Origin of the sequence: Phytopseudomonas seleniipraecipitans, from assembly GCF_900102335.1 — a bacterium.
Lineage (GTDB): Bacteria > Pseudomonadota > Gammaproteobacteria > Pseudomonadales > Pseudomonadaceae > Aquipseudomonas > Aquipseudomonas seleniipraecipitans.
The window spans coordinates 172,793-193,169 of the sequence record NZ_FNBM01000002.1; the positions used below are offsets into that span (position 1 = coordinate 172,793).

21 protein-coding genes are annotated in these 20,377 nt (G+C 62.5%); 14 read left to right on the forward strand and 7 right to left on the reverse strand.

Annotation, left to right across the window (positions count from 1 at the left end; all coding sequences use genetic code 11):
• The first annotated feature begins 137 nt into the window (after positions 1 to 137).
• The 3 genes from BLS60_RS05620 to BLS60_RS05630 are packed head-to-tail and all read left to right on the forward strand — an operon-like array spanning position 138 to position 3,199.
• Positions 138 to 1,475: a CmpA/NrtA family ABC transporter substrate-binding protein gene (locus BLS60_RS05620; RefSeq protein ID WP_092365746.1), complete on the forward strand. Its 1,338-nt coding sequence runs from the start codon at positions 138 to 140 to the stop codon at positions 1,473 to 1,475.
• Between the two features lie 13 nt (positions 1,476 to 1,488).
• Complete coding sequence (gene ntrB, locus BLS60_RS05625) at positions 1,489 to 2,334, forward strand: nitrate ABC transporter permease (RefSeq protein ID WP_092365749.1); 846 nt, start codon at positions 1,489 to 1,491, stop codon at positions 2,332 to 2,334.
• Positions 2,335 to 2,344: 10 nt separating this feature from the next.
• Positions 2,345 to 3,199, forward strand: coding sequence for an ABC transporter ATP-binding protein (locus BLS60_RS05630; protein ID WP_070882292.1), 855 nt, complete (start codon positions 2,345 to 2,347; stop codon positions 3,197 to 3,199).
• A 33-nt stretch (positions 3,200 to 3,232) separates the two neighbouring features.
• Here BLS60_RS05630 and BLS60_RS05635 read toward each other — a convergent pair whose 3' ends face one another.
• Positions 3,233 to 3,460: a hypothetical protein gene (locus BLS60_RS05635; protein ID WP_070882291.1), complete on the reverse strand. Its 228-nt coding sequence runs from the start codon at positions 3,458 to 3,460 to the stop codon at positions 3,233 to 3,235.
• 263 nt (positions 3,461 to 3,723) lie between these two features.
• A complete protein-coding gene (gene dcd, locus BLS60_RS05640) occupies positions 3,724 to 4,290 on the reverse strand; it encodes a dCTP deaminase (RefSeq protein ID WP_070882290.1) in 567 nt (188 codons plus the stop codon).
• Between the two features lie 328 nt (positions 4,291 to 4,618).
• Between dcd and BLS60_RS05645 the strand changes: the two genes are divergently transcribed.
• Positions 4,619 to 4,828, forward strand: a complete 210-nt coding sequence (locus tag BLS60_RS05645; RefSeq protein ID WP_042555234.1) for a cold-shock protein — start codon at positions 4,619 to 4,621, stop codon at positions 4,826 to 4,828.
• A 107-nt stretch (positions 4,829 to 4,935) separates the two neighbouring features.
• Here the strand turns inward: BLS60_RS05645 and apbC are convergent, their stop codons facing one another.
• Entirely contained in the window at positions 4,936 to 6,030 is a 1,095-nt protein-coding gene (gene apbC / locus BLS60_RS05650; protein WP_092365752.1) for an iron-sulfur cluster carrier protein ApbC, read from the reverse strand.
• Between the two features lie 95 nt (positions 6,031 to 6,125).
• Positions 6,126 to 6,818: a YiaD family glycine zipper/OmpA-like lipoprotein gene (locus tag BLS60_RS05655; protein WP_070882288.1), complete on the reverse strand. Its 693-nt coding sequence runs from the start codon at positions 6,816 to 6,818 to the stop codon at positions 6,126 to 6,128.
• A gap of 164 nt (positions 6,819 to 6,982) precedes the next feature.
• Between BLS60_RS05655 and metG the strand changes: the two genes are divergently transcribed.
• The 5 genes from metG (at position 6,983) to BLS60_RS05680 (ending at position 12,321) form a co-directional block, all read left to right on the forward strand.
• Complete coding sequence (gene metG, locus BLS60_RS05660) at positions 6,983 to 9,016, forward strand: methionine--tRNA ligase (RefSeq protein WP_092365755.1); 2,034 nt, start codon at positions 6,983 to 6,985, stop codon at positions 9,014 to 9,016.
• A gap of 238 nt (positions 9,017 to 9,254) precedes the next feature.
• Positions 9,255 to 10,058, forward strand: coding sequence for a DUF4349 domain-containing protein (locus tag BLS60_RS05665; protein ID WP_092365758.1), 804 nt, complete (start codon positions 9,255 to 9,257; stop codon positions 10,056 to 10,058).
• Positions 10,059 to 10,223: 165 nt separating this feature from the next.
• Positions 10,224 to 11,363 carry an RnfABCDGE type electron transport complex subunit B gene (locus tag BLS60_RS05670; protein ID WP_092365761.1) on the forward strand — a complete coding sequence of 380 codons (1,140 nt, stop codon included), beginning with the start codon at positions 10,224 to 10,226 and terminating at the stop codon, positions 11,361 to 11,363.
• Between the two features lie 32 nt (positions 11,364 to 11,395).
• Positions 11,396 to 12,034: an endonuclease III gene (nth, locus tag BLS60_RS05675; RefSeq protein ID WP_070882284.1), complete on the forward strand. Its 639-nt coding sequence runs from the start codon at positions 11,396 to 11,398 to the stop codon at positions 12,032 to 12,034.
• Positions 12,035 to 12,141: 107 nt separating this feature from the next.
• Positions 12,142 to 12,321 (forward strand): PA3496 family putative envelope integrity protein, encoded by a 180-nt coding sequence (locus BLS60_RS05680; protein ID WP_070882283.1) that lies wholly within the window; start codon positions 12,142 to 12,144, stop codon positions 12,319 to 12,321.
• A gap of 91 nt (positions 12,322 to 12,412) precedes the next feature.
• Here the strand turns inward: BLS60_RS05680 and trxB are convergent, their stop codons facing one another.
• Positions 12,413 to 13,360: a thioredoxin-disulfide reductase gene (gene trxB / locus BLS60_RS05685; protein WP_092365764.1), complete on the reverse strand. Its 948-nt coding sequence runs from the start codon at positions 13,358 to 13,360 to the stop codon at positions 12,413 to 12,415.
• A gap of 234 nt (positions 13,361 to 13,594) precedes the next feature.
• On the opposite strand from trxB, the gene cysZ reads away from it, so the two are divergent.
• Both cysZ and BLS60_RS05695 read left to right on the forward strand, forming a co-directional pair.
• Positions 13,595 to 14,362 carry a sulfate transporter CysZ gene (gene cysZ, locus BLS60_RS05690; protein ID WP_092365767.1) on the forward strand — a complete coding sequence of 256 codons (768 nt, stop codon included), beginning with the start codon at positions 13,595 to 13,597 and terminating at the stop codon, positions 14,360 to 14,362.
• Between the two features lie 39 nt (positions 14,363 to 14,401).
• Entirely contained in the window at positions 14,402 to 15,616 is a 1,215-nt protein-coding gene (locus BLS60_RS05695) for a glycosyltransferase family 4 protein (RefSeq protein WP_092365770.1), read from the forward strand.
• Positions 15,617 to 15,652: 36 nt separating this feature from the next.
• Here BLS60_RS05695 and BLS60_RS05700 read toward each other — a convergent pair whose 3' ends face one another.
• Positions 15,653 to 16,135 (reverse strand): glutathione peroxidase, encoded by a 483-nt coding sequence (locus tag BLS60_RS05700; RefSeq protein ID WP_092365773.1) that lies wholly within the window; start codon positions 16,133 to 16,135, stop codon positions 15,653 to 15,655.
• 138 nt (positions 16,136 to 16,273) lie between these two features.
• The gene (locus tag BLS60_RS05705; protein WP_070882279.1) at positions 16,274 to 16,759 is read right to left on the reverse strand and encodes an FKBP-type peptidyl-prolyl cis-trans isomerase; all 486 of its coding nucleotides are present in this window, start codon (positions 16,757 to 16,759) and stop codon (positions 16,274 to 16,276) included.
• On the opposite strand from BLS60_RS05705, the gene BLS60_RS05710 reads away from it, so the two are divergent.
• The 3 genes from BLS60_RS05710 to pta are packed head-to-tail and all read left to right on the forward strand — an operon-like array spanning position 16,728 to position 20,364.
• Positions 16,728 to 17,072, forward strand: coding sequence for a DUF3565 domain-containing protein (locus tag BLS60_RS05710; RefSeq protein ID WP_092365776.1), 345 nt, complete (start codon positions 16,728 to 16,730; stop codon positions 17,070 to 17,072). The genes BLS60_RS05705 and BLS60_RS05710 overlap by 32 nt on opposite strands.
• On the forward strand, positions 17,073 to 18,257 hold the full coding sequence (locus BLS60_RS05715) for an acetate kinase (protein ID WP_092365779.1): 1,185 nt from the start codon (positions 17,073 to 17,075) through the stop codon (positions 18,255 to 18,257).
• Positions 18,258 to 18,270: 13 nt separating this feature from the next.
• Positions 18,271 to 20,364, forward strand: coding sequence for a phosphate acetyltransferase (gene pta, locus BLS60_RS05720; RefSeq protein WP_092365782.1), 2,094 nt, complete (start codon positions 18,271 to 18,273; stop codon positions 20,362 to 20,364).
• The last annotated feature ends 13 nt before the right edge of the window (positions 20,365 to 20,377 follow it).

Sequence of the window (20,377 nt, forward strand, 5' to 3'; positions counted from 1 at the left end):
TATGTCCCTGATAGGGAGGCAGGCTCTGCCCCTCCCACAATCCGAATCCTGGACAACGGCGTCCACCCTTGTTGCAGCCCGCACGCTGCCATGAGAGTGACGCCGTTTTTTTATGCGTGCCTTTTGGGGAAAACGATATGGACGACAAGCCACGTACACTGCCGAGCATCGGCGATCGCGCCTATCAGCCGCGCCGGACCTTTCTCAAGCAGTCCATGGGCCTGCTCGGCGGCAGCGCATTGATGAGCCTGCTGCCAGCCGGCCTGAGCAGCGCAGTGTGGGCCGCGGGCACGGACGGTCTGGAGACCACCAAGGCCAAGCTCGGCTTTATCGCCCTGACCGATGCCGCACCGTTGTTCGTGGCCGACGAGTTGGGCCTGTTCGCCAAACACGGCATGACTGGCGTCGAAGTGCTCAAGCAATCCTCCTGGGGCACCACCCGCGACAACCTGGTGCTGGGTGCCGGCAGCGGCGGCATCGATGGCGCCCATATCCTTACACCGATGCCCTACCTGATGGCCGCCGGTAAGGTGACCACCAACAATACCCCGCTGCCGATGTACATCCTCGCGCGCCTGAACCTCAACGGTCAGGGCATTTCCATCAGCAAGGAATACCAGGATCTAAAGCTCGGCACCGACGCCAGCGCCTTCAAGCAGGCGGTCGCCGCCAAACTTGCCAAGGGCCAGAAGATCGCCGCTGCGATGACCTTCCCGGGTGGCACCCACGACCTGTGGCTGCGCTACTGGATGGCGGCCGGCGGCATCGAACCCAACAAGGACCTGCCGACGGTGGTCATCCCCCCACCGCAGATGGTCGCCAACATGAAGGTCGGCAGCATGGACGCCTTCTGCGTCGGTGAGCCGTGGAACGCACAGCTGATCAACCAGGGCATTGGCTACAGTGCGGTAACCACCGGCGAGCTGTGGGCCAATCACCCGGAAAAGGCTCTGTCGCTGCGGGCCGATTATGTCGACGCCAACCCCAACGCGACCCGCGCGTTGCTCAAGGCCGTAATGGAAGCGCAGATGTTCTGCGAAGCAGCAGAGAACAAGGAGAAGGTCGCAGAGATCTGCGCCAAGCGCCGCTGGATCGGCGCTCCAGCCAAGGACCTGCTGGCGCGCTTGCAGGGCAACATCGATTACGGCAACGGCCGCGTAGTGGAAAACAGCCCGCACCTGATGCGCTTCTGGAGCGAATTCGCCTCCTACCCGTTCCAGAGCCACGACCTGTGGTTTCTCACCGAAAACAAACGCTGGGGTTACCTGCCGAGGGATTTCGACAGCCAGGCGCTGATCGACACCGTCAACCGCGAGGACATCTGGCGCCAGGCGGCGGCCGAGCTGGGGGTTCCCGCCGAACAGATTCCACAGGGCAAATCCCGCGGTATCGAGACCTTCTTCGACGGCAAGACCTTCGACCCACAGAACCCGCAAGCCTATCTCGACAGCCTGACGATTTCGTCCCTGGCCTAACCGGAGAAACGCCATGAATGCGCCCGTCAAATCGCTCGCCCCGCCAGCCGGAATCACTGCGCCAAGCTGGCTGAAGCGTCTCTACAACACGCTGCTGCAATCGGTGCTGCCACCGCTGGTGATCACCGCCGGCCTGCTGCTGATCTGGCAACTGCTGTGCAGCGGCCCCAACGCCTCGCTGCCACCGCCCAGTCAGGTCATCGAAGACACCTGGGAGCTGATCGTCAATCCGTTCTATGACAACGGCGGCACCGATGTCGGCATGGCTTGGCAACTGCTCGCCAGCCTTGAGCGCGTGGCCTATGGCTATGCCCTCGCGGTAGTCGCCGGCGTGGCGCTGGGCGTGCTGGTCGGCCAGTCGACCTGGGCGATGCGCGGCCTCGATCCGCTGTTCCAGATCCTGCGTACCGTGCCACCGCTGGCCTGGTTGCCGCTGTCGCTGGCCGGCTTCAAGGACAGCCACCCGTCGGCCCTGTTCGTGATCTTCATCACCGCCATCTGGCCGATCATCATCAATACCTCGGTAGGCATCCGCAATATTCCCGAGGACTACCGCAACGTCGCCAAGGTGTTACGCCTCAACGGCGTCGAGTACTTCCACAAGATCATGCTGCCCGCTGCAGCGCCGTACATCTTTTCCGGTCTGCGCATCGGTGTCGGCCTGTCGTGGCTGGCGATCATCGCCGCGGAAATGCTCATCGGTGGCGTAGGCATCGGTTTCTTCATCTGGGACGCGTGGAACGCCTCGCGCATCAGCGACATCATTCTCGCCCTGGTTTACGTCGGCGTGGTCGGCTTCCTGCTCGACCGCCTGGTGCTGTTCGTCGGCAATCGCATCACCCGTGGCACATCGGCCTGAGGAGACAGACATGAGCAAGCACTACCTGAGCATCGAACATGTAGAGAAGTACTTCGAGCGTGACGGCGTCAGCTCCCACGTGCTGAACCAGATCAACCTCAACGTTGACCGTGGTGAGTACATCTCGATCATCGGCCACTCCGGTTGCGGCAAGTCGACAGTGCTGAACATCGTCGCCGGCCTCACCGACTCCAGCAGCGGCGCGGTAATTCTCGACGGCCGCGAAGTGCGTGGTCCCGGCCCGGATCGCAGCCTGGTGTTCCAGAACCATTCGCTGCTGCCCTGGCTGACCGTGCAGGAGAATGTCGCACTTGCCGTGGACAAGGTATTCAAACGCACCAAGAGCAAAGCCGAGCGCCGCGATTGGACTTTGCATCATCTGGAACTGGTGAGCATGGGCCACGCCCTGCACAAGCGACCCAGTGAGATTTCCGGCGGCATGAAACAGCGCGTCGGCATTGCCCGCGCGCTGGCCATGGAACCCAAGGTGCTCTTGCTCGACGAACCCTTCGGCGCGCTCGACGCCCTGACCCGCGCGCACTTGCAGGACGAAGTGATGCGCATCCAGAGCGAGCTGCACAACACGGTGATGATGATTACTCACGATGTAGACGAAGCTGTGCTGCTCTCCGACCGCATCGTGATGATGACCAATGGCCCATCAGCGACCATCGGCGAAATCCTCACCATCGACCTGCCGCGACCGCGTGACCGCATCGCGTTGGCCGATGACCCGCGCTACAACCAATACCGCCACGCAGTGCTGAGCTTCCTGCACGAGAAACAGCGCAAGGTCGAGCCACTGGGTGCACGCCGCAGCGCGGCAGCCGCGCAGCCAGACGGCAAGCAGCGCGCTCGCGCCTGAAGCCTGCCAGCTCAAGCCAGGAGCGCTTCGTTGTCAGTCGCGGGCAATGCCGGTGATGGTGATACCGAAGCGCTCCTCGAGACGCACCGCAGGCGTTTGCTCTTCACGCGGCTGCTCCTTGGGTTCCAGCTTTTCCAGATTTTCTTCCGCCCACTCCAAGAGCCAGGTCGCCGCCTCTTCCACACTCGGTTTTTCGTTCGACTCGACCTTCAGAACCTCGGCCGCCTCGTCTCGGCTGTACGTGATAATCCATTGACTCATCGTGTGTCTCCAGCGGGTGGCTATAAAAGCGGCACGCTTGAGGGCGTGCCGTGATTAATCATGTAGACCAGCCGCCCATGAACAGTTCGCCCTATAAATCCAAAGGAACTTCACTCGCCGGCCCCACTCAGAAACTACGCATCGATTGATTTCTCCGGGCGCTGAAGGCGCCCATTTTTTTGCCTGCGATTTGCCCGCCAGGTAAATCACAGGCACAAAAAAGCCGGGCAAATCCCGGCTTCTCGGTGGCACACAATACGCTATCAGGCCCTCGGCAAGGTCACACCGCGCTGGCCCTGGTATTTACCGCCGCGATCCTTGTAAGACACCTCGCAGGCCTCGTCGGACTCAAGGAACAGCATCTGCGCAACGCCTTCGTTGGCGTAGATCTTTGCCGGCAGCGTGGTGGTGTTGGAGAACTCCAGCGTCACGTGGCCTTCCCACTCCGGCTCAAGCGGCGTGACGTTGACGATGATCCCACAGCGCGCGTAGGTGCTCTTGCCCAGGCAGATGGTCAGCACGTTGCGCGGAATGCGGAAGAATTCAACGGTGCGTGCCAGGGCGAACGAGTTCGGCGGGATGATGCACACGTCGCTTTTGACGTCGACGAAACTCTTCTCGTCAAAATTCTTCGGGTCGACCGTGGCCGAATTGATATTGGTGAATACCTTGAATTCGTCGGCGCAGCGCACATCGTAGCCGTAGCTCGACACCCCGTAGGAGATCAGCTGCTGACCGCCCTCGTTGCGCACCTGGCGCTCAACGAACGGCTCGATCATGCCGTGTTCCTGGGCCATGCGGCGAATCCACTTGTCTGATTTGATGCTCATGGCGGGGGGCGTCCTGAAGTTCTGTGCGGTGAAAAAGTGAACGCATCTTACCGGGCTGGGCGGTCGGGTTCAAAGCCTCTCGAGAGGGCGTTCAGGCACGATTGCGACGGTAAGAATGCAAGGAAATCGCAGAAAGACTTACAGACCATTCGCACTTAGCGAGAAAAGCGGGTATGGTGACCCCACTGTGCTGCATGTGTCACCGCGAATCGCTACATGATGCCTAGATTTCGATCCAAACATCGTCCGACTCCTAGTACTCGTTGCACTCAGTCCCGGCCTGGTTTTATCCAGGGCTGTTAATTATTTAGATATTAGGAGACATCACATGTCCAATCGTCAGAATGGCACCGTTAAGTGGTTCAACGATGAGAAAGGCTACGGCTTCATCACTCCGCAATCCGGTGACGACCTGTTCGTACACTTCAAAGCTATCCAGAGCGATGGCTTCAAGAGCCTGAAAGAAGGCCAGCAGGTTTCCTTCGTGGCCACTCGTGGTCAGAAAGGCATGCAAGCTGAGGAAGTTCAGGTTATCTAACCTGCTCTTTCTATAAAAAACCCCGCTTCGGCGGGGTTTTTTTATGCCTGCGATTCCTTGCAGACAGCTCAGTGGTGCGCCCGCCCTGGGCAGGCGCACCACCACGATCAATCGTCGGCGATGACGATCGTCGGCATGACCCGCGCAGCCGCTGCGCTCGAGGCGATGCGTGCGCCGACCTGGCGAGCCACCTGCTGGTAGAGCATGGCGATCTGGCTTTCCGGATCGGCGATGGTGGTCGGCTTGCCGCCGTCCGCCTGCATGCGGATGGCCATCGACAGCGGCATGGACGCCAACAGGTCGACGCCGAACTGGGCAGCCAGCTTCTCGCCGCCGCCCTCGCCGAACAGGTGCTCGGCATGGCCGCAGCTGGAGCAGATATGCACCGCCATGTTCTCCACGACACCAAGGACCGGAATGTTCACCTTGCGGAACATCTCCACGCCCTTCCTGGCATCCAGTAAGGCCAGGTCTTGTGGCGTGGTGACGATGACCGCACCGGCCACCGGGACTTTCTGCGCAAGAGTCAGGTGGATATCGCCGGTGCCGGGCGGCATGTCGATGATCAGGTAATCGAGATCGTCCCAGGCAGTTTGCGTGACCAGCTGCAGCAATGCCCCTGAAACCATCGGCCCGCGCCACACCACCGGCGTGTTGTCGTCGGTCAGAAAGGCCATCGACATCACCTGCACGCCGTGGGCCTCAATCGGTACGAACCACTTCTGCTCACGCACCTGAGGCCGTGTGCCTTCGGGGATGCCAAACATGATGCCCTGGCTGGGGCCATAGATGTCTGCATCGAGAATGCCGACCCGCGCGCCTTCGCGGGCCAGCGCCAGCGCCAGATTGGCAGCGGTAGTCGACTTGCCCACACCGCCTTTGCCGGACGCCACCGCAATCACGTTCTTGACGTTGGCCAGCGCAGGCACTTGCGCCTGAGCCTTGTGCGCGGCAATCACGCAGCTTACTTCTACACTGGCGCTGCGCACGCCTTCGATGTTCTCGATGGCCAGCTGCAGCAGTTGCGCCCAGCCCTGTTTGAACAGGCCGGCCGCGTAGCCGAGCTCCAGCTTCACGCTGACCTGGCCATCCTGCACGTCGATGCTCCGCACGCAGCCTGCGCTGAGCGGATCCTGATCGAGGTGGGGATCGGTGTACTGGCGTAATACGGCTTCGACCGCAGCGCGGGTGTCAGCACTCATGCTTGGCTCCGAGGATGGCAGGAAAGGCGCCTATCCTACCCGAGCTGCACGGGCGATGCAGACCGGCGACCCAATGGATCGCCGGCCGGAGAGGCTCACTGCACGGGCTGGCCCGGCAGTGCTTTGAGGTTGACCTCCACACGACGGTTCTGCGCGCGGCCCTCAGCCGTGGCGTTATCGGCAATTGGCTGATCCGGCCCGGCGCCGCGGCTGGACAGGCGAGCGCCATCGATACCTTGAGCGGTCAGGTAGCTGGTCACGCTTTGCGCACGACGCTCGGACAGCGCCATGTTGTGCTGGCGAGAACCCGTGCTGTCGGTGTACCCGACGATCTCGATGCTGTTGTTCTGGAACTGCTTGAACGACGTCGCCAGGTTATTTAGCGGCGCATAGAAGCTGGGTGCGATCTCGGCAGAGTCGGTGGCAAAGGTGATGTTGCCGGGCATGATCAACTTGATATCGTCGCCCTGGCGCTGAACCTCCACGCCAGTGCCTTCCATGCTGCGGCGCAGCTCGGCTTCCTGGCGATCGGCGTAATAGCCATAACCGGCGCCTGCCGCACCGGCGAGTACCGCGCCAATCGCCGCGCCCTTGCCGCGGTCGTCATGGCTGATCGCAGCGCCGACCGCCGCACCTGCAAGCGCCGCCAGGCCGCCATAGGTCGCGGTTCGATGGCCGCCACCACTGGTCTCTCCGCCACCAACATTGTCATAAGGATTGCTCGAAGCACAGCCAACCAACAGAGCCAGGGCGGTAGCACAGGCGAGCGGACGAAGAAGTGCGGGCATGGTTCATCTCCTGATTGGCGCGGAACGTTCCTCTTGGAACCCGCTTATGCCTCTAAATTCAAGTCGATACCCGCGGTATTTGCCGGGGAAATACCCAGGCTGGCCGGAACGCGTTCGCTTACTTTATAGTGATCGACCTCCCTCCACCCGATGACAGCCTGACAATGTCCCAAGCTCGCCAGATTCTCGTTACCAGCGCCCTGCCCTACGCCAACGGTTCGATCCACCTTGGCCACATGCTCGAGTACATCCAGACCGACATGTGGGTGCGCTACCAGAAACTGCGCGGCAACCAGTGCATCTATGTCTGCGCGGACGACGCGCACGGCTCGGCAATCATGCTGCGTGCAGAGAAGGAAGGCATCACGCCTGAGCAGCTGATCGACGGCGTCAAGGCTGAGCACAGTGGCGACTTTGCCGACTTCCTGGTGGAGTTCGACAACTTCCACTCGACCCACTCGCCGGAGAACCGCGAGCTGTCGGAGTCGATTTACAAGGCCCTGCGCGACAATGGCCATATCGCCACCCGTTCGGTCACCCAGTATTTCGACCCGGAAAAGGGCATGTTCCTGGCTGATCGTTTCATCAAGGGCACCTGCCCGAAATGTGCGACCCCGGATCAGTACGGCGACAACTGTGAAAAATGCGGCGCGACCTACGAGCCTACCGAGCTGAAAGACCCACGCTCGGCGATTTCCGGCGCGGTGCCGGTGCTCAAGGACTCCAAACACTTTTTCTTCAAGCTGCCGCAGTTCCAGGACATGCTTCAGCAGTGGACGCGCAGCGGTACCCTGCAGGAGTCAGTGGCCAACAAGCTAGCCGAATGGCTCGATGGCGGTCTGCACGAATGGGACATCAGCCGCGATGCGCCCTACTTCGGCTTCGAAATCCCCGACGAGCCGGGCAAGTATTTCTATGTCTGGCTGGATGCGCCGATCGGCTACATGGCCAGCTTCAAGAACCTCTGCGCGCGTCGCCCGGAACTGGATTTCGACGCGTTCTGGAACAAGGATTCCAGCGCCGAGGTGTACCACTTCATCGGCAAGGACATCGTCAACTTCCACGCCCTGTTCTGGCCCGCCATGCTCGAAGGCGCCGGCTACCGTAAGCCGACCGCTATCAACGTCCACGGCTACCTGACCGTGAACGGCCAGAAAATGTCCAAGTCCCGCGGCACCTTCATCAAGGCGCGCACCTACCTGGATCATCTGAACCCCGAATACCTGCGCTACTACTACGCCGCCAAGCTCGGCCGTGGCGTCGATGACCTGGACCTGAACCTCGAAGATTTCATTCAGAAGGTCAATTCGGACCTGGTCGGCAAGGTGGTCAACATCGCCAGCCGCTGCGCCGGCTTCATCCACAAGGGCAACGCCGGGGTGCTGGTCGCAGCCAACCCCGAGCCGGAACTGTGGAGTGCCTTCCAGAGCGCCTCACCGAGCATCGCCGAGGCGTACGAGAACCGCGACTTCGCCCGCGCCATGCGCGAAGTCATGGGCCTGGCCGACCGCGCCAACGCGTGGATCGCCGACAAGGCGCCCTGGTCGCTTGCCAAGCAGGAAGGCAAGGCCGACGAGGTGCAGGCGATCTGCGCCCTGGGCGTCAACCTGTTCCGTCAGTTGGTGATCTTCCTCAAGCCGGTGTTGCCGCACCTGGCCCGTGATGCAGAAGCATTCCTCAACGTGGCACCGCTGACCTGGGCTGATCTCGCCACGCCGTTGGCCGATCATCAGCTCAACCCCTTCACGCCGCTGCTCAGCCGTATCGAACCGGCCAAGGTAGACGCCATGATCGAAGCTTCCAAGGAAGACCTGGCAGCCGCCGAAGCCTCCACAGGCAATGGCGAGCTGAAGAAGGACCCGCTGGCCGCCGAAATTGCCTTCGACGCCTTCGCAGCGGTCGATCTGCGTATCGCCCTGATCGAGAAATGCGAGTTCGTGGAAGGCGCCGACAAGCTGCTACGCCTGACCTTGGACATCGGTGACGAGAAGCGCAACGTGTTTTCTGGCATCAAAAGCGCCTACCCGGACCCAAGCAAGCTGGAAGGTCGCCTGACCCTGTACGTGGCCAACCTGGCGGCACGCAAGATGAAGTTTGGCGTATCCGAAGGCATGGTTCTGGCCGCTGGCCCTGGCGGTGAAGAAATCTACCTGCTCAGCCCGGACAGCGGCGCCAAGCCGGGGCAGCGGGTCAAGTAAATAATTGTCGAACCCCGGCTCTCCTCCGCAGAGCCGGGAGTTGGCTGATTAGTGGCGGTAGCTGCCTTTCGTAGGGTGGACGACGCTTCATCCGTCCACCGCTCTGCGATCGCAATGGTGGACAAAAAGAGCGTTGTCCACCCTACGCTGGGAGCTACCGCTTGCGCCTTTTTGCTGCCGCACATACGTGCTGGCTAGCCATGCGCGACAGATCGCGAACTGTTTCTGAGGTGCAAGGATGCTTTTCTCTAAATACCGCTTTCTCACCACCGCTCTAGCCCTACTGACACTGCTCGGCTGCTCGCCGTCCGGCGAAAACCAATCGCCCGCGGGGGCCGCGCTGCTCGGCGAAACCGCGCAGCAGGGCGCGTTCCTGGCCTATGAACACAGCGTGGGCATTCGCCTGCCCGTCGAGCAGGTGGAACCGCGTCTGGCAGCGGTGCGTGACGCCTGCAGCAGCCAGCGCTTCGGCCAGTGCGACCTGCTGGCGATCGAGCAGAGTCAGGGCGCTTATCAGGCAGCAAGCATCACCGTGCGCATTGCGCCGGCGGGTGTCGAGCCGCTGGTTGGTTTTGCCGGTGAAGGCGGCGAACTGCAGAGCCGTCACACTCGCGCCGAGGACCTCGCCCAGGCCGTCAGCGATACCGAACAGCAGCGCCAGCGCCTGCAGCGCCAGCAGCAAACCCTGCTGCAATACCAGGCACGCGGCGACCTGAGCGTCAGCGACATGCTCGCCCTGGCGCGCGAACTGGCCGAGGTCGAGGTACAACTGGCGGGCGCGGCCCAACAGTCGGCCCAGCAGCAACGCCGCCTGACCACCAACCTGCTGACCCTCAGCTTCAGCACCGAGGGCGAGCCCATCGGGCGCCTGGCGCGCATCGGCGAAGCCGCCAGTGGCATGCTCGACAATGCCACCGAGGGCGCCACCGAAGCCCTCAAGCTTCTCGGCTACGGGATTCCGTTCGTGATCATCCTGTTCCCGCTTGCCCTGCTGGTTCGCTGGCTGTGGCGCAAGGCCAGCCGCGCACGCCACAGCGCCTGAGCCGAGACCGCGTAGCCGCGCCGCTGTACCGGGCGCGGCGCATGCCGGATAATGCAGGGATACCGTTTCAGCCAGACCCGCTCCACCGATGACCGAATCCCGCGACCTTCCCTGCCAGCGCCCAAATGGCCTGACACCGTGCGACCTGCGTAGCGTGTATCGACCATGACCGACGCTGTGCGCATTGCCGCCATTGATGCCCTGTTGCCGCAAACGCAGTGCGGCAAGTGCGGGCACCCAGGCTGCCAGCCCTACGCGGAAGGCATCGCTGCTGGCGAGGCGATCAACAAGTGTCCGCCCGGTGGCACGGCCACCATCGAGGCGCTCGCCAACCTGCTGCACGTGCCGGCGCTGCCCCTGGCCTTACCGGAGACACCCGCGCAGATAGCAGTGATTCGCGAGGACGAGTGCATCGGCTGTACCAAATGCATCCAGGCGTGCCCAGTCGACGCCATCGTCGGCGCCGCCAAACTGATGCACACGGTGATCACCGACGAGTGCAGTGGCTGCGAACTGTGCCTCGCACCCTGCCCGGTGGACTGTATAGACCTGATCACCCTGGCGGCGCCGCAGGCTGCCATTCAGCGCCAGCGCGCCGACCAGTTTCGTGCGCGCCACCAGGCCCGCCTGTCTCGCCTGCGCCGTGACGACGCCCGCCGCCGCGCTGCACGCAGCACGGCTGTTGTGCGTCCCAAGTTGGAAACTGCCGCGACCCCGGTGGTTGATGATCAGACGGCACAGCTCAAACGCCTGAAGATAGACGCGGCAATGGCCAAGGTCGCCTATGAGAAAGCCCGCACACAGGTGGCCATGCACCCCGACTCGCCCTTCGCGGCGCAGCTCGACGCCTTGCAGCGCACCAGCGAGCAAGCCACTGCCGCCCTGCAAGCGTTGCAGAACCAAACTAGGCAGGCACATGCTGACAAGGCAACGAATGCTGAACAGAGCGCGCTGAAGAAAGCCAAGATTGAAGTCGCCGGCCGCCGCGCTGCCTTGCTATCTGGCGAGCGTCGCGGTGTCGACGAGGCCATGCTGAACAGATTACGCGCCGACTACGCGGCGGCGCAGCAGGCGCTGCAAAACGCTGAACAGCAATGCGACAGGCCGGCAGCGCAGCGAGTGTTGGTCGACAAAGCCGCGCTGAGTGTCGAGCTGCGCCAACTGAAAACCGACCTGGCCTACGCCCGCGCAGCGGTGAGCAGGCTGCAACGCAGCGCGGACACCGATGAGCACACACTGAACGCTGCCCTAGAACGCCTTGCTGCCGCCGAACATCGGCTGCAAGCGCATACCAGCGCCACCTAACGCGCATCGACTAACGTGAAGCCTACCTGACGATGAACGCCGCCAAACGCCTCGAAATTTTTCGCCGTCTGCACGAAGACAATCCCGAGCCGAAGACCGAGCTGGCCTACAGCACGCCCTTCGAACTGTTGATTGCCGTGATTCTATCCGCCCAGGCAACTGATGTAGGGGTCAACAAGGCGACTGCCAAGCTCTACCCGGTCGCCAACACCCCAGAAGCCATACTGGCTCTGGGCGTCGAGGGTCTGAGCGAATACATCAAGACCATCGGTCTCTACAACAGCAAGGCCAAAAACGTCATCGAAACGTGCCGCATGCTCGTCGAGCAACATGGCAGTCAGGTGCCAGACAACCGCGAAGCGCTGGAAGCGTTGCCAGGTGTCGGGCGCAAGACCGCCAACGTGGTGCTCAACACCGCCTTTCGTCAGCTGGCCATGGCAGTGGACACGCACATTTTTCGGGTCAGCAACCGTACTGGTATCGCTCCCGGCAAGAACGTGGTGGAGGTTGAAAAGAAACTCCTGAAGTTCGTACCCAAGGACTTTCTGCTCGACGCCCACCACTGGCTGATCCTCCATGGTCGTTATGTGTGCCAGGCGCGCAGGCCGCGCTGTGGCAGTTGCCGAATCGAAGACCTGTGCGAATACAGGGCGAAGACCTCCGACGATTGAGCCGTCATACACTTGCTATATCAGCTGATTGAAAAAATCTTTTTTACTCCGTTCGCGTTTGCCCTTATAAGGTCGGCAAATGGCCCCTGTAGCCGGGAGTGAAGCGAATGAGCAACGGCAAAGAAGACCTGGAACTGGAAGAAGACTTCGTCAGCGAAGAAACGGACAGCAGCGAAGCGCCCGTTGAAGTGGCGAAGACCAACCTGACCAAGCGACGCATCATCGATAATTTTCTTGAAGAGCGGCGCCTGCACAAGCAACTGGCCGAATACGACTTCGATCTGTAGAACGAATGTTCCAGCAGAGCTGAATGAAAAATGCCCGTATCAATCAATACGGGCATCGTCGTTAGGGCCAGGACCAAACAGTTCTCGGCGGTTACAAGCCGTCCAGATAGCGCTCCACATCAAGCGCCGCCATGCAGCCTGCACCTGCGGAGGTGATGGCCTGGCGATACACGCTGTCTGCCACGTCGCCTGCTGCGAAAACGCCAGGAATAGTGGTTGCGGTGGCATTTCCATCTCGCCCGCCATTGACCTGCAGATAACCATCCAGGAGCGCCAGCTGCCCCTCGAACAGTGTGGTATTGGGCGTGTGGCCGATAGCCACGAACAGGCCGTCAACCTGCAGATCCCGCGTGCCGCCCTGGTTCTCGCGCAAGCGCACGCCAGTGACACCCGACGCATCGCCCAATACGTCATCGACCTCGGCATTCAGCGCCAGCACGATGCGCCCCTCAGCCACGCGAGTTTGCAGCTTGTTCTGCAAGATCTTTTCCGCGCGGAAGCTGTTACGCCGGTGAATCAGCGTCACCCGGCTAGCAATATTAGCGAGGTACAGCGCCTCCTCCACGGCGGTATTACCGCCACCGACCACCGCCACTTCACGGTTGCGGTAGAAGAAGCCATCGCAGGTGGCGCAGGCTGACACGCCCTTGCCCATAAACGCCTGCTCGCTGGGCAAACCCAGATAGCGGGCACTGGCCCCAGTGGCGATGATCAGCGCGTCGCAGGTATAGGAAACGCTGTCGCCTACCAGCGTGAACGGCCGCGCGGCGAGATCTACCGCCTGGATGTGATCGAACACGATCTCGGTTTCGAAGCGTTCGGCATGGGCCTGCATGCGTTGCATCAGCGCTGGCCCGGTCAGGTCGTGCGGATCCCCTGGCCAGTTGTCCACCTCGGTGGTGGTGGTCAGCTGGCCGCCGGCCTGCAGGCCGGTGATCAACAGCGGCTTCAGGTTGGCCCGTGCGGCATACACCGCAGCACTGTAACCAGCCGGGCCGGAACCGAGGATGATCACGCGGACGTGGCGTGGCTGGGACATCGGGAACTCCTCACGGCAGGGTTGCCGAATAAAAAAGGAGCCGTCAGAAACCGGGGAAGGTCTGACGGGACGGCTCCAAAAAAAGGGACGTCGCAAGCCTAAGACGACGGCTATTGCGAAGGAAATGTGCTTTGCCAATACAGTGGATAGCTGGTGACTATCACGCAGCGCACTTTCACCTGAGCGGCAAACTGGGTAAGGTCGCGCGACGTTCACTTTTCTGGAGACACCCGCATGCGCGCGCCCGTGCTGTCTGGCCCGCAATACCTCAGTGAGGGCCTGAAACTGGTGCTGAGCCCCGGCCTGCGACTGTTCGTGCTGCTGCCCCTGGCAATCAATCTGATCCTCTTCAGCTTGATGATCGGCTTCGCCATCCAGCAATTCAGCGGCTGGGTCGACACCTTCATGCCCAGCCTGCCGAACTGGCTGAGCTTTCTGCAGTACATCCTCTGGCCACTGTTCGTGGTGCTGGTGGTGCTCATGGTGTTCTTCACCTTCACCATGCTGGCCAACATCGTCGCCGCGCCGTTCAACGGCTTCCTCGCCGAGAAAGTCGAGGTGGTGGTCCGCGGTGAAGACAACTTCCCGCCGTTCAGCTGGGCCGAACTGATCGCCATGGTGCCTCGCACGTTAGGACGCGAGGCACGCAAGCTGGGGTATTTCCTGCCACGCGCGCTGGGCCTGCTGGTGTTGTCGTTCATCCCGGTGGTCAACCTGATCGCCGCACCGCTGTGGCTGTTGTTCGGCGTGTGGATGATGGCCATCCAGTACATCGACTACCCCGCCGACAACAACAAGGTGAGCTGGCAGGACATGCTCGCCTGGCTGCGCAAGAAACGCTGGCAGTCGTTGGGGTTTGGCGGCATCACTTACGCGGCGCTGCTGATTCCCTTCGTCAACATCCTGATGATGCCGGCGGCTGTCGCAGGCGCGACGCTGTTCTGGGTACGCGAGGGCGGCGTCAACGAGGGCGCGCGGACTGTCACGCAAACGCCACACTGATGTCACAAACGCTACATGACGGCAGCCCAAACTGCTGTCATGAGCACTCCCCCGCTATTCATCGCCTTGGTCAGCGAGACCTTCAGCCCGGAAATCAACGGGGTCGCCAATACCCTGGGGCACTTGGTCAGTGGCCTACGTTCGCGTGGCCATCGCCTGCAACTGATTCGCCCTCGACAGGCCGCTGACTCCCCGGCGGCGAACGATGACGACCTGCTGCTTACCCGTGGCTGGCCGCTGCCCGGCTACCGCGGCCTGCAGTGGGGCCAATCAGCACGCCATAAACTCCTGCGACTGTGGCGCCGTCAGCGCCCGGATGTGCTCTATATCGCCACCGAGGGTCCACTCGGCCTGTCCGCGTTGAGAGCTGCCCGACGCCTGAGCATTCCGGTAATCAGCGGCTTCCATACCAATTTCCAACAGTACACCGGGCATTACGGCATCACCCTGCTGACGCGCCTGCTGACCAACTACCTGCGCTGGTTCCATAACGCTTCACGCATGACCCTGGTGCCCAGCCTCAGCCAGCGCTGCGAGCTGCAGCGCCGCGGCTTCGAACGTCTGGAACTGCTTGCACGGGGGGTGGACGCGCAATTGTTCAACCCGGCCAGGCGCAGCGATGAGCTGCGGCGCAGCTGGGGTTTGGGTGAGCAGGACATCGCCGTGTTGCACGTTGGCCGCCTGGCTCCGGAGAAGAACCTGAGCTTGCTGGTCAGCACCTTCCAGGCGCTGCAACGAAAGCACGTCGGCCTGCGTCTGAAACTGATCCTGGTCGGTGACGGCCCGCAACGTGACAGCTTGCAGCAACAGCTACCGGATGCGTTGTTCTGCGGTATCCAGCGAGGCGAAACCCTGGCCCAACACTACGCCAGCGGCGACCTTTTTCTTTTTCCCAGCCTCTCCGAAACCTTCGGCAATGTGCTGCTCGAAGCCATGGCCGCGGGGCTCGGCGTGGTTGCCTTCGATCAGGCCGCAGCGGCCCAGCATGTGGAGCACGGCCATAACGGCATGCTCGGCAGTGCCGATGACGATCAAAGTTTTATCGATGCGGCCCACTGGCTGCTCGAGGACCGCGAGCACCTGCGCTGCGTGCGTCTCAACGCGCGGCAGCATGCGGCTAAACAAAGCTGGGTGGCGATCATCGAACAGTTCGAACACCACCTGATCGGCGCCATTCCCGCCAAACCCACGCAAACCATCGGCCATACGAGCACTCTGGCAATTGAAGCCAAGCCCGTACAGCACAATGGTTGATGGGTTCGAAGAGCGTCAGAGCGGCTGCGTAATCAATTAAGCCAGGGCTTTTTCGATGGCCTGGATCAAGGCCTGATCATCCGGTGCAGTACGCGGCGAGAAGCGTGCAAGCACACGACCGTCCTGGCCGACCAGAAACTTCTCGAAGTTCCAGGTGATGTCGCCGGGAAACTCTGCGCCCTCTCCCGCCAGCAATCGATACAGCGGATGACGACCACTGCCGTTGACTTCCAGCTTGCTGCTCATCGGAAAGCTCACGCCATAGTTGAGGCTGCAGAACTGGGCGATGTCCGCTTCGCTGTCCGGCTCCTGCCCAGCGAACTGGTTGCAGGGCACCCCCAGCACGCTGAAGCCCTGAGCGGCATAAGTCTGCTGCAAGTGCTCCAGCCCGGCGTACTGCGGAGTAAGCCCGCATTTAGAGGCGACATTGACCACCAACACCACCTTGCCTTTGAGCGGAGCCAAGGGCAGCTCCTGGCCGTCCAGTGCGTGCAGTGTCAAGTCGTGAAAGGCGCTCATGGTGTGCTCCGGGTAACGCGAAAGCCAATAGAGAAAAGTAAAAAAGGCGCCTGAAAAGGCGCCCTTTCTAGTAACTGCAGCTTAGCAGTCACGAATGATCAGCGGCCAGCAGCGTGGAATCGGCTGCCGACATACGGATCAATGCTGGTGACCACCTTCGCCATGCACGTGGCCGTGGGCGACTTCTTCGGCGCTCGCATCACGCACGTCGACTACCTTGACCGCGAAGGTCAGGCGCTGGCCAGCCAGTGGGTGGTTGCCGTCGACGATCACGTCGTCGCCGTCGAGCTCGCGAATGGTGACGATCTGCATGCCGCCATCCGGGCCGGATGCATGGAACTGCATGCCGACTTCCAGCTCGTCGACGCCTTCGAACATCGAACGGTTCAGCGTGGCAACCAGCTCGGCGCTGTATTCGCCGTAGGCTTCTTCCGGCTCGACGGAGACATTCACTTCATCGCCAGCCTGCTTGCCGACCAATGCCTTCTCGAGGCCGACGATGATATTGCCAGCGCCGTGCAGGTAAACCAGCGGCGCGCCGCCAGCGGAACTATCGATCACCTCGCCGGCATCGTTGGTCAGGGTATAGTCGATGGAAACGGCCTTGTTGGCGGCGATCTGCATGGGGGCGAACCTTTTGCTCGGGGAAAATGAACGTGAGAGTGTAACCAAGGGTAGCGCCGAAAGCGACCCAACCCCTGACGGGCGGGCCGCACCGGGCAGTGTGCTGGTCGGTTTTGAGCAAGATCATGACGGCCATTGGGTGGCTGTCTTATCCTGTGGCCATACCCAGCACCTGCGCCATCAGCCTCCCTGGCAAAATCGCACGTGGGTGCTCGATGCCGCGCAACGGCGCGCGCGCATCGGTACGAACTTCCGCTGCGGATGGTGTGCCGCAGCCTCTGCCGAAATGCCTATCGACGCTAAGGACTTCTGAATGCCCGCACGCAATATTCTGGTGATCAACTGCGGCAGCTCCTCCATCAAGTTCGCCCTGGTCGATCCCGATCAGCCTGAGTTCGCCATCAGTGGCCTGGCCGAACGCCTGGGCAGCGAGGAGGCTGCGCTGCATTGGCAGCGAGACGGCATCAAGCACACCCAGGCGATCCCCGGAGACGACCACCGCGCCGCGCTCATCCACCTGCTGCAGCGGGTGCAAGAAACCACCGGCGGCCAACTGCATGGCATTGGCCATCGGATCGTGCATGGCGGTGAACATTTCACCAGCGCCCAGCGCCTGGATAATCAGGTGATCGCGGCGATCCGCGCCGTGGCACCGCTAGCACCGCTGCACAACCCCGCGGGCCTGCTTGGCATCGAAGCGGCGCTGGCGCTGTATCCGCAACTGCCTCAGGTGGCGGTATTCGACACCGCGTTTCACCAGAGCCTGCCGGAACATGCCTTTCGCTATGCGGTACCGGAGGCGCTTTACCGTGAGCACGGCGTGCGCCGCTATGGTTTCCACGGCACCAGCCACCGTTTCGTCAGTGCCCGCGCCGCCGAACTCACCGGCATGGCCGTAGGCGACAGTGCCTGGCTGGTCGCCCACCTGGGCAATGGCTGTTCGAGCTGCGCCGTGGTTAACGGTCAGAGCCGCGACACCAGCATGGGCCTGACGCCGCTGGAGGGCCTGGTGATGGGCACCCGCAGCGGTGATGTCGATCCCAACCTGCACAGTCACTTGTCACGCACCCTGGACTGGAGCCTGGAGCAGATCGACCGCATGCTCAACCACGATAGCGGCCTGCTTGGTCTCTCAGGCCTGTCCAACGACATGCGCAGCCTGGAGCAGGCGCGTGCCGAGGGCCACGTCGGCGCGACGCTGGCCATCGAAGTCTTCTGCTACCGCCTGGCCAAATCCCTGGCGGCGATGAGCTGTGCGCTGCCGCGCCTGGACGGCCTGCTGTTCACTGGCGGCATCGGTGAAAACTCGCCGCTGATCCGCAGCAAGACGGTCGCCCACCTGCGCCTGCTCGGCCTGAAACTCGACGAAGCGGCCAACGAGCGTTGCCTGCGTGGCGTAAGCGGGCCGATCCATGCCCAGAACCATACGCGGGTGCTGGTGGTGCCCACCAACGAGGAGCGCCAGATCGCCCTCGACACCCTGGCGCTGCTCGACTGACACGGAGAACACCATGCACACCTTTTTCATCTCCCCGACCGGCTTCGGCGTCGGCCTCACCTCGATCAGCCTGGGCCTGGTCGGTGCGTTGGAGCGCGCCGGCTTGAAGGTTGGCTTCTTCAAGCCCATCGCCCAGCCGCACCAGGGCGACGCTGGCCCCGAGCGCTCCAGTGAGCTGGTCGCCCGCACCCACGGCCTGCACTCGCCGAAACCGCTGGCCCTGGCCCACGTCGAACGCCGCCTCGGCGATGGCGACCTGGACGAGTTGCTCGAGGAAATCATCAGCCTCTATCAGGAGGCCGCCAAGGACAAGGACGTGGTGATCGTCGAGGGCATGGTGCCGACGCGCCAGGCCAGTTACGCCGCGCGGGTCAACTTCCATCTGGCCAAGAGCCTGGATGCCGACGTGATCCTGGTCTCTGCGCCGGAGCAGGAAAGCCTCAGCGAGCTGTGTGACCGCGTGGAGATTCAGGCTCAGCAGTTCGGCGGTCCGAAGGCCCCGAAAGTGCTCGGCGTGATCCTCAACAAGATCCGCAGCGATGACGGCCTCGACGCCTTCGCCGCACGCCTGCGCGAACACTCATCGCTGCTGCGCCACCCGGAATTCCGCCTGCTCGGCTGCATTCCCTGGCTCGATGAGCTAAATGCACCGCGCACCCGCGATATCGCCGAGCTGCTCGGCGCCCGTGTACTCAACGCCGGTGACTACGAACAGCGGCGCATGCTCAAGATCGTGCTCTGCGCCCGCGCGGTGGCGAACACCGTGCAACTGCTCAAACCCGGCACGCTGGTGGTGACGCCGGGCGACCGCGACGACATCATCCTCGCCGCCAGCCTGGCAGCAATGAACGGCATGCCACTGGCCGGCCTGCTGCTGTGCAGCGACTTCGCCCCAGACCCACGGATCATGGAATTGTGTCGGGGTGCACTGCAGAGCGGCCTGCCGGTGATGACCGTCAGTACCGGTTCCTACGATACCGCCACCAACCTGAATCGCCTCAACAAGGAAATCCCGGTCGACGACAAGGAGCGCGCCGAGAAGGTCGCCGATTTCGTCGCCAGCCACCTCGACCACGACTGGCTCGCTGCCCGCTGCGGCAGCCCCCGCGAGCTACGCCTGTCGCCGCCGGCGTTCCGTTATCAGTTGGTGCAGCAGGCCAAGGCCGCCAACAAACGCATCGTTCTGCCCGAAGGTGCCGAGCCGCGTACCGTGCAAGCGGCGGCGATCTGCCAGGCGCGCGGTATTGCCCGCTGCGTGCTGCTTGCCAAGCCCGAGGACGTGCATGCCGTGGCCCAGGCTCAGGGCATCGAGCTGCCGCCGGGCCTGGAAATTCTCGACCCGGACCTGATCCGCGAGCGCTACGTCGAACCGATGGTCGAGCTGCGCAAGGGCAAGGGACTGAACGCGCCGATGGCCAGCGCCCAGCTCGAAGACACCGTGGTGCTCGGCACCATGATGCTGGCCCTGGACGAGGTCGACGGCCTGGTCTCCGGCGCCGTGCACACCACCGCCAACACCATCCGCCCGGCGCTGCAGCTGATCAAGACCGCGCCCGGCTACAACCTGGTTTCGTCAGTGTTCTTTATGCTGCTGCCGGATCAGGTACTGGTCTACGGAGATTGCGCGGTGAACCCCGACCCCAACGCCGAGCAACTGGCCGAGATCGCCCTGCAGAGCGCCAGCTCGGCCCAGGCATTTGGCATCCCACCGCGCGTGGCGATGCTCAGCTATTCGACCGGCGACTCCGGCAGTGGCGAGGAAGTGGAGAAGGTTCGCGAGGCAACCCGGCTGGCCCGCAAGGCCGCCCCGGATCTGCTGCTCGATGGCCCACTGCAGTACGACGCCGCTGCCATCGAAAGTGTCGGCCGGCAGAAGGCGCCGAACAGCCCGGTGGCCGGTCGCGCTACGGTATTCATCTTCCCCGACCTGAACACCGGCAACACCACCTACAAGGCGGTACAACGCAGCGCCGACTGCATCAGCGTCGGCCCCATGCTGCAGGGCCTGCGCAAGCCGGTAAACGACCTGTCCCGCGGCGCGCTGGTGGATGACATCGTCTTCACCATCGCCCTCACCGCCATCCAGGCCGCCAACATGAGCCAGTGAAGGCGAGCTGATT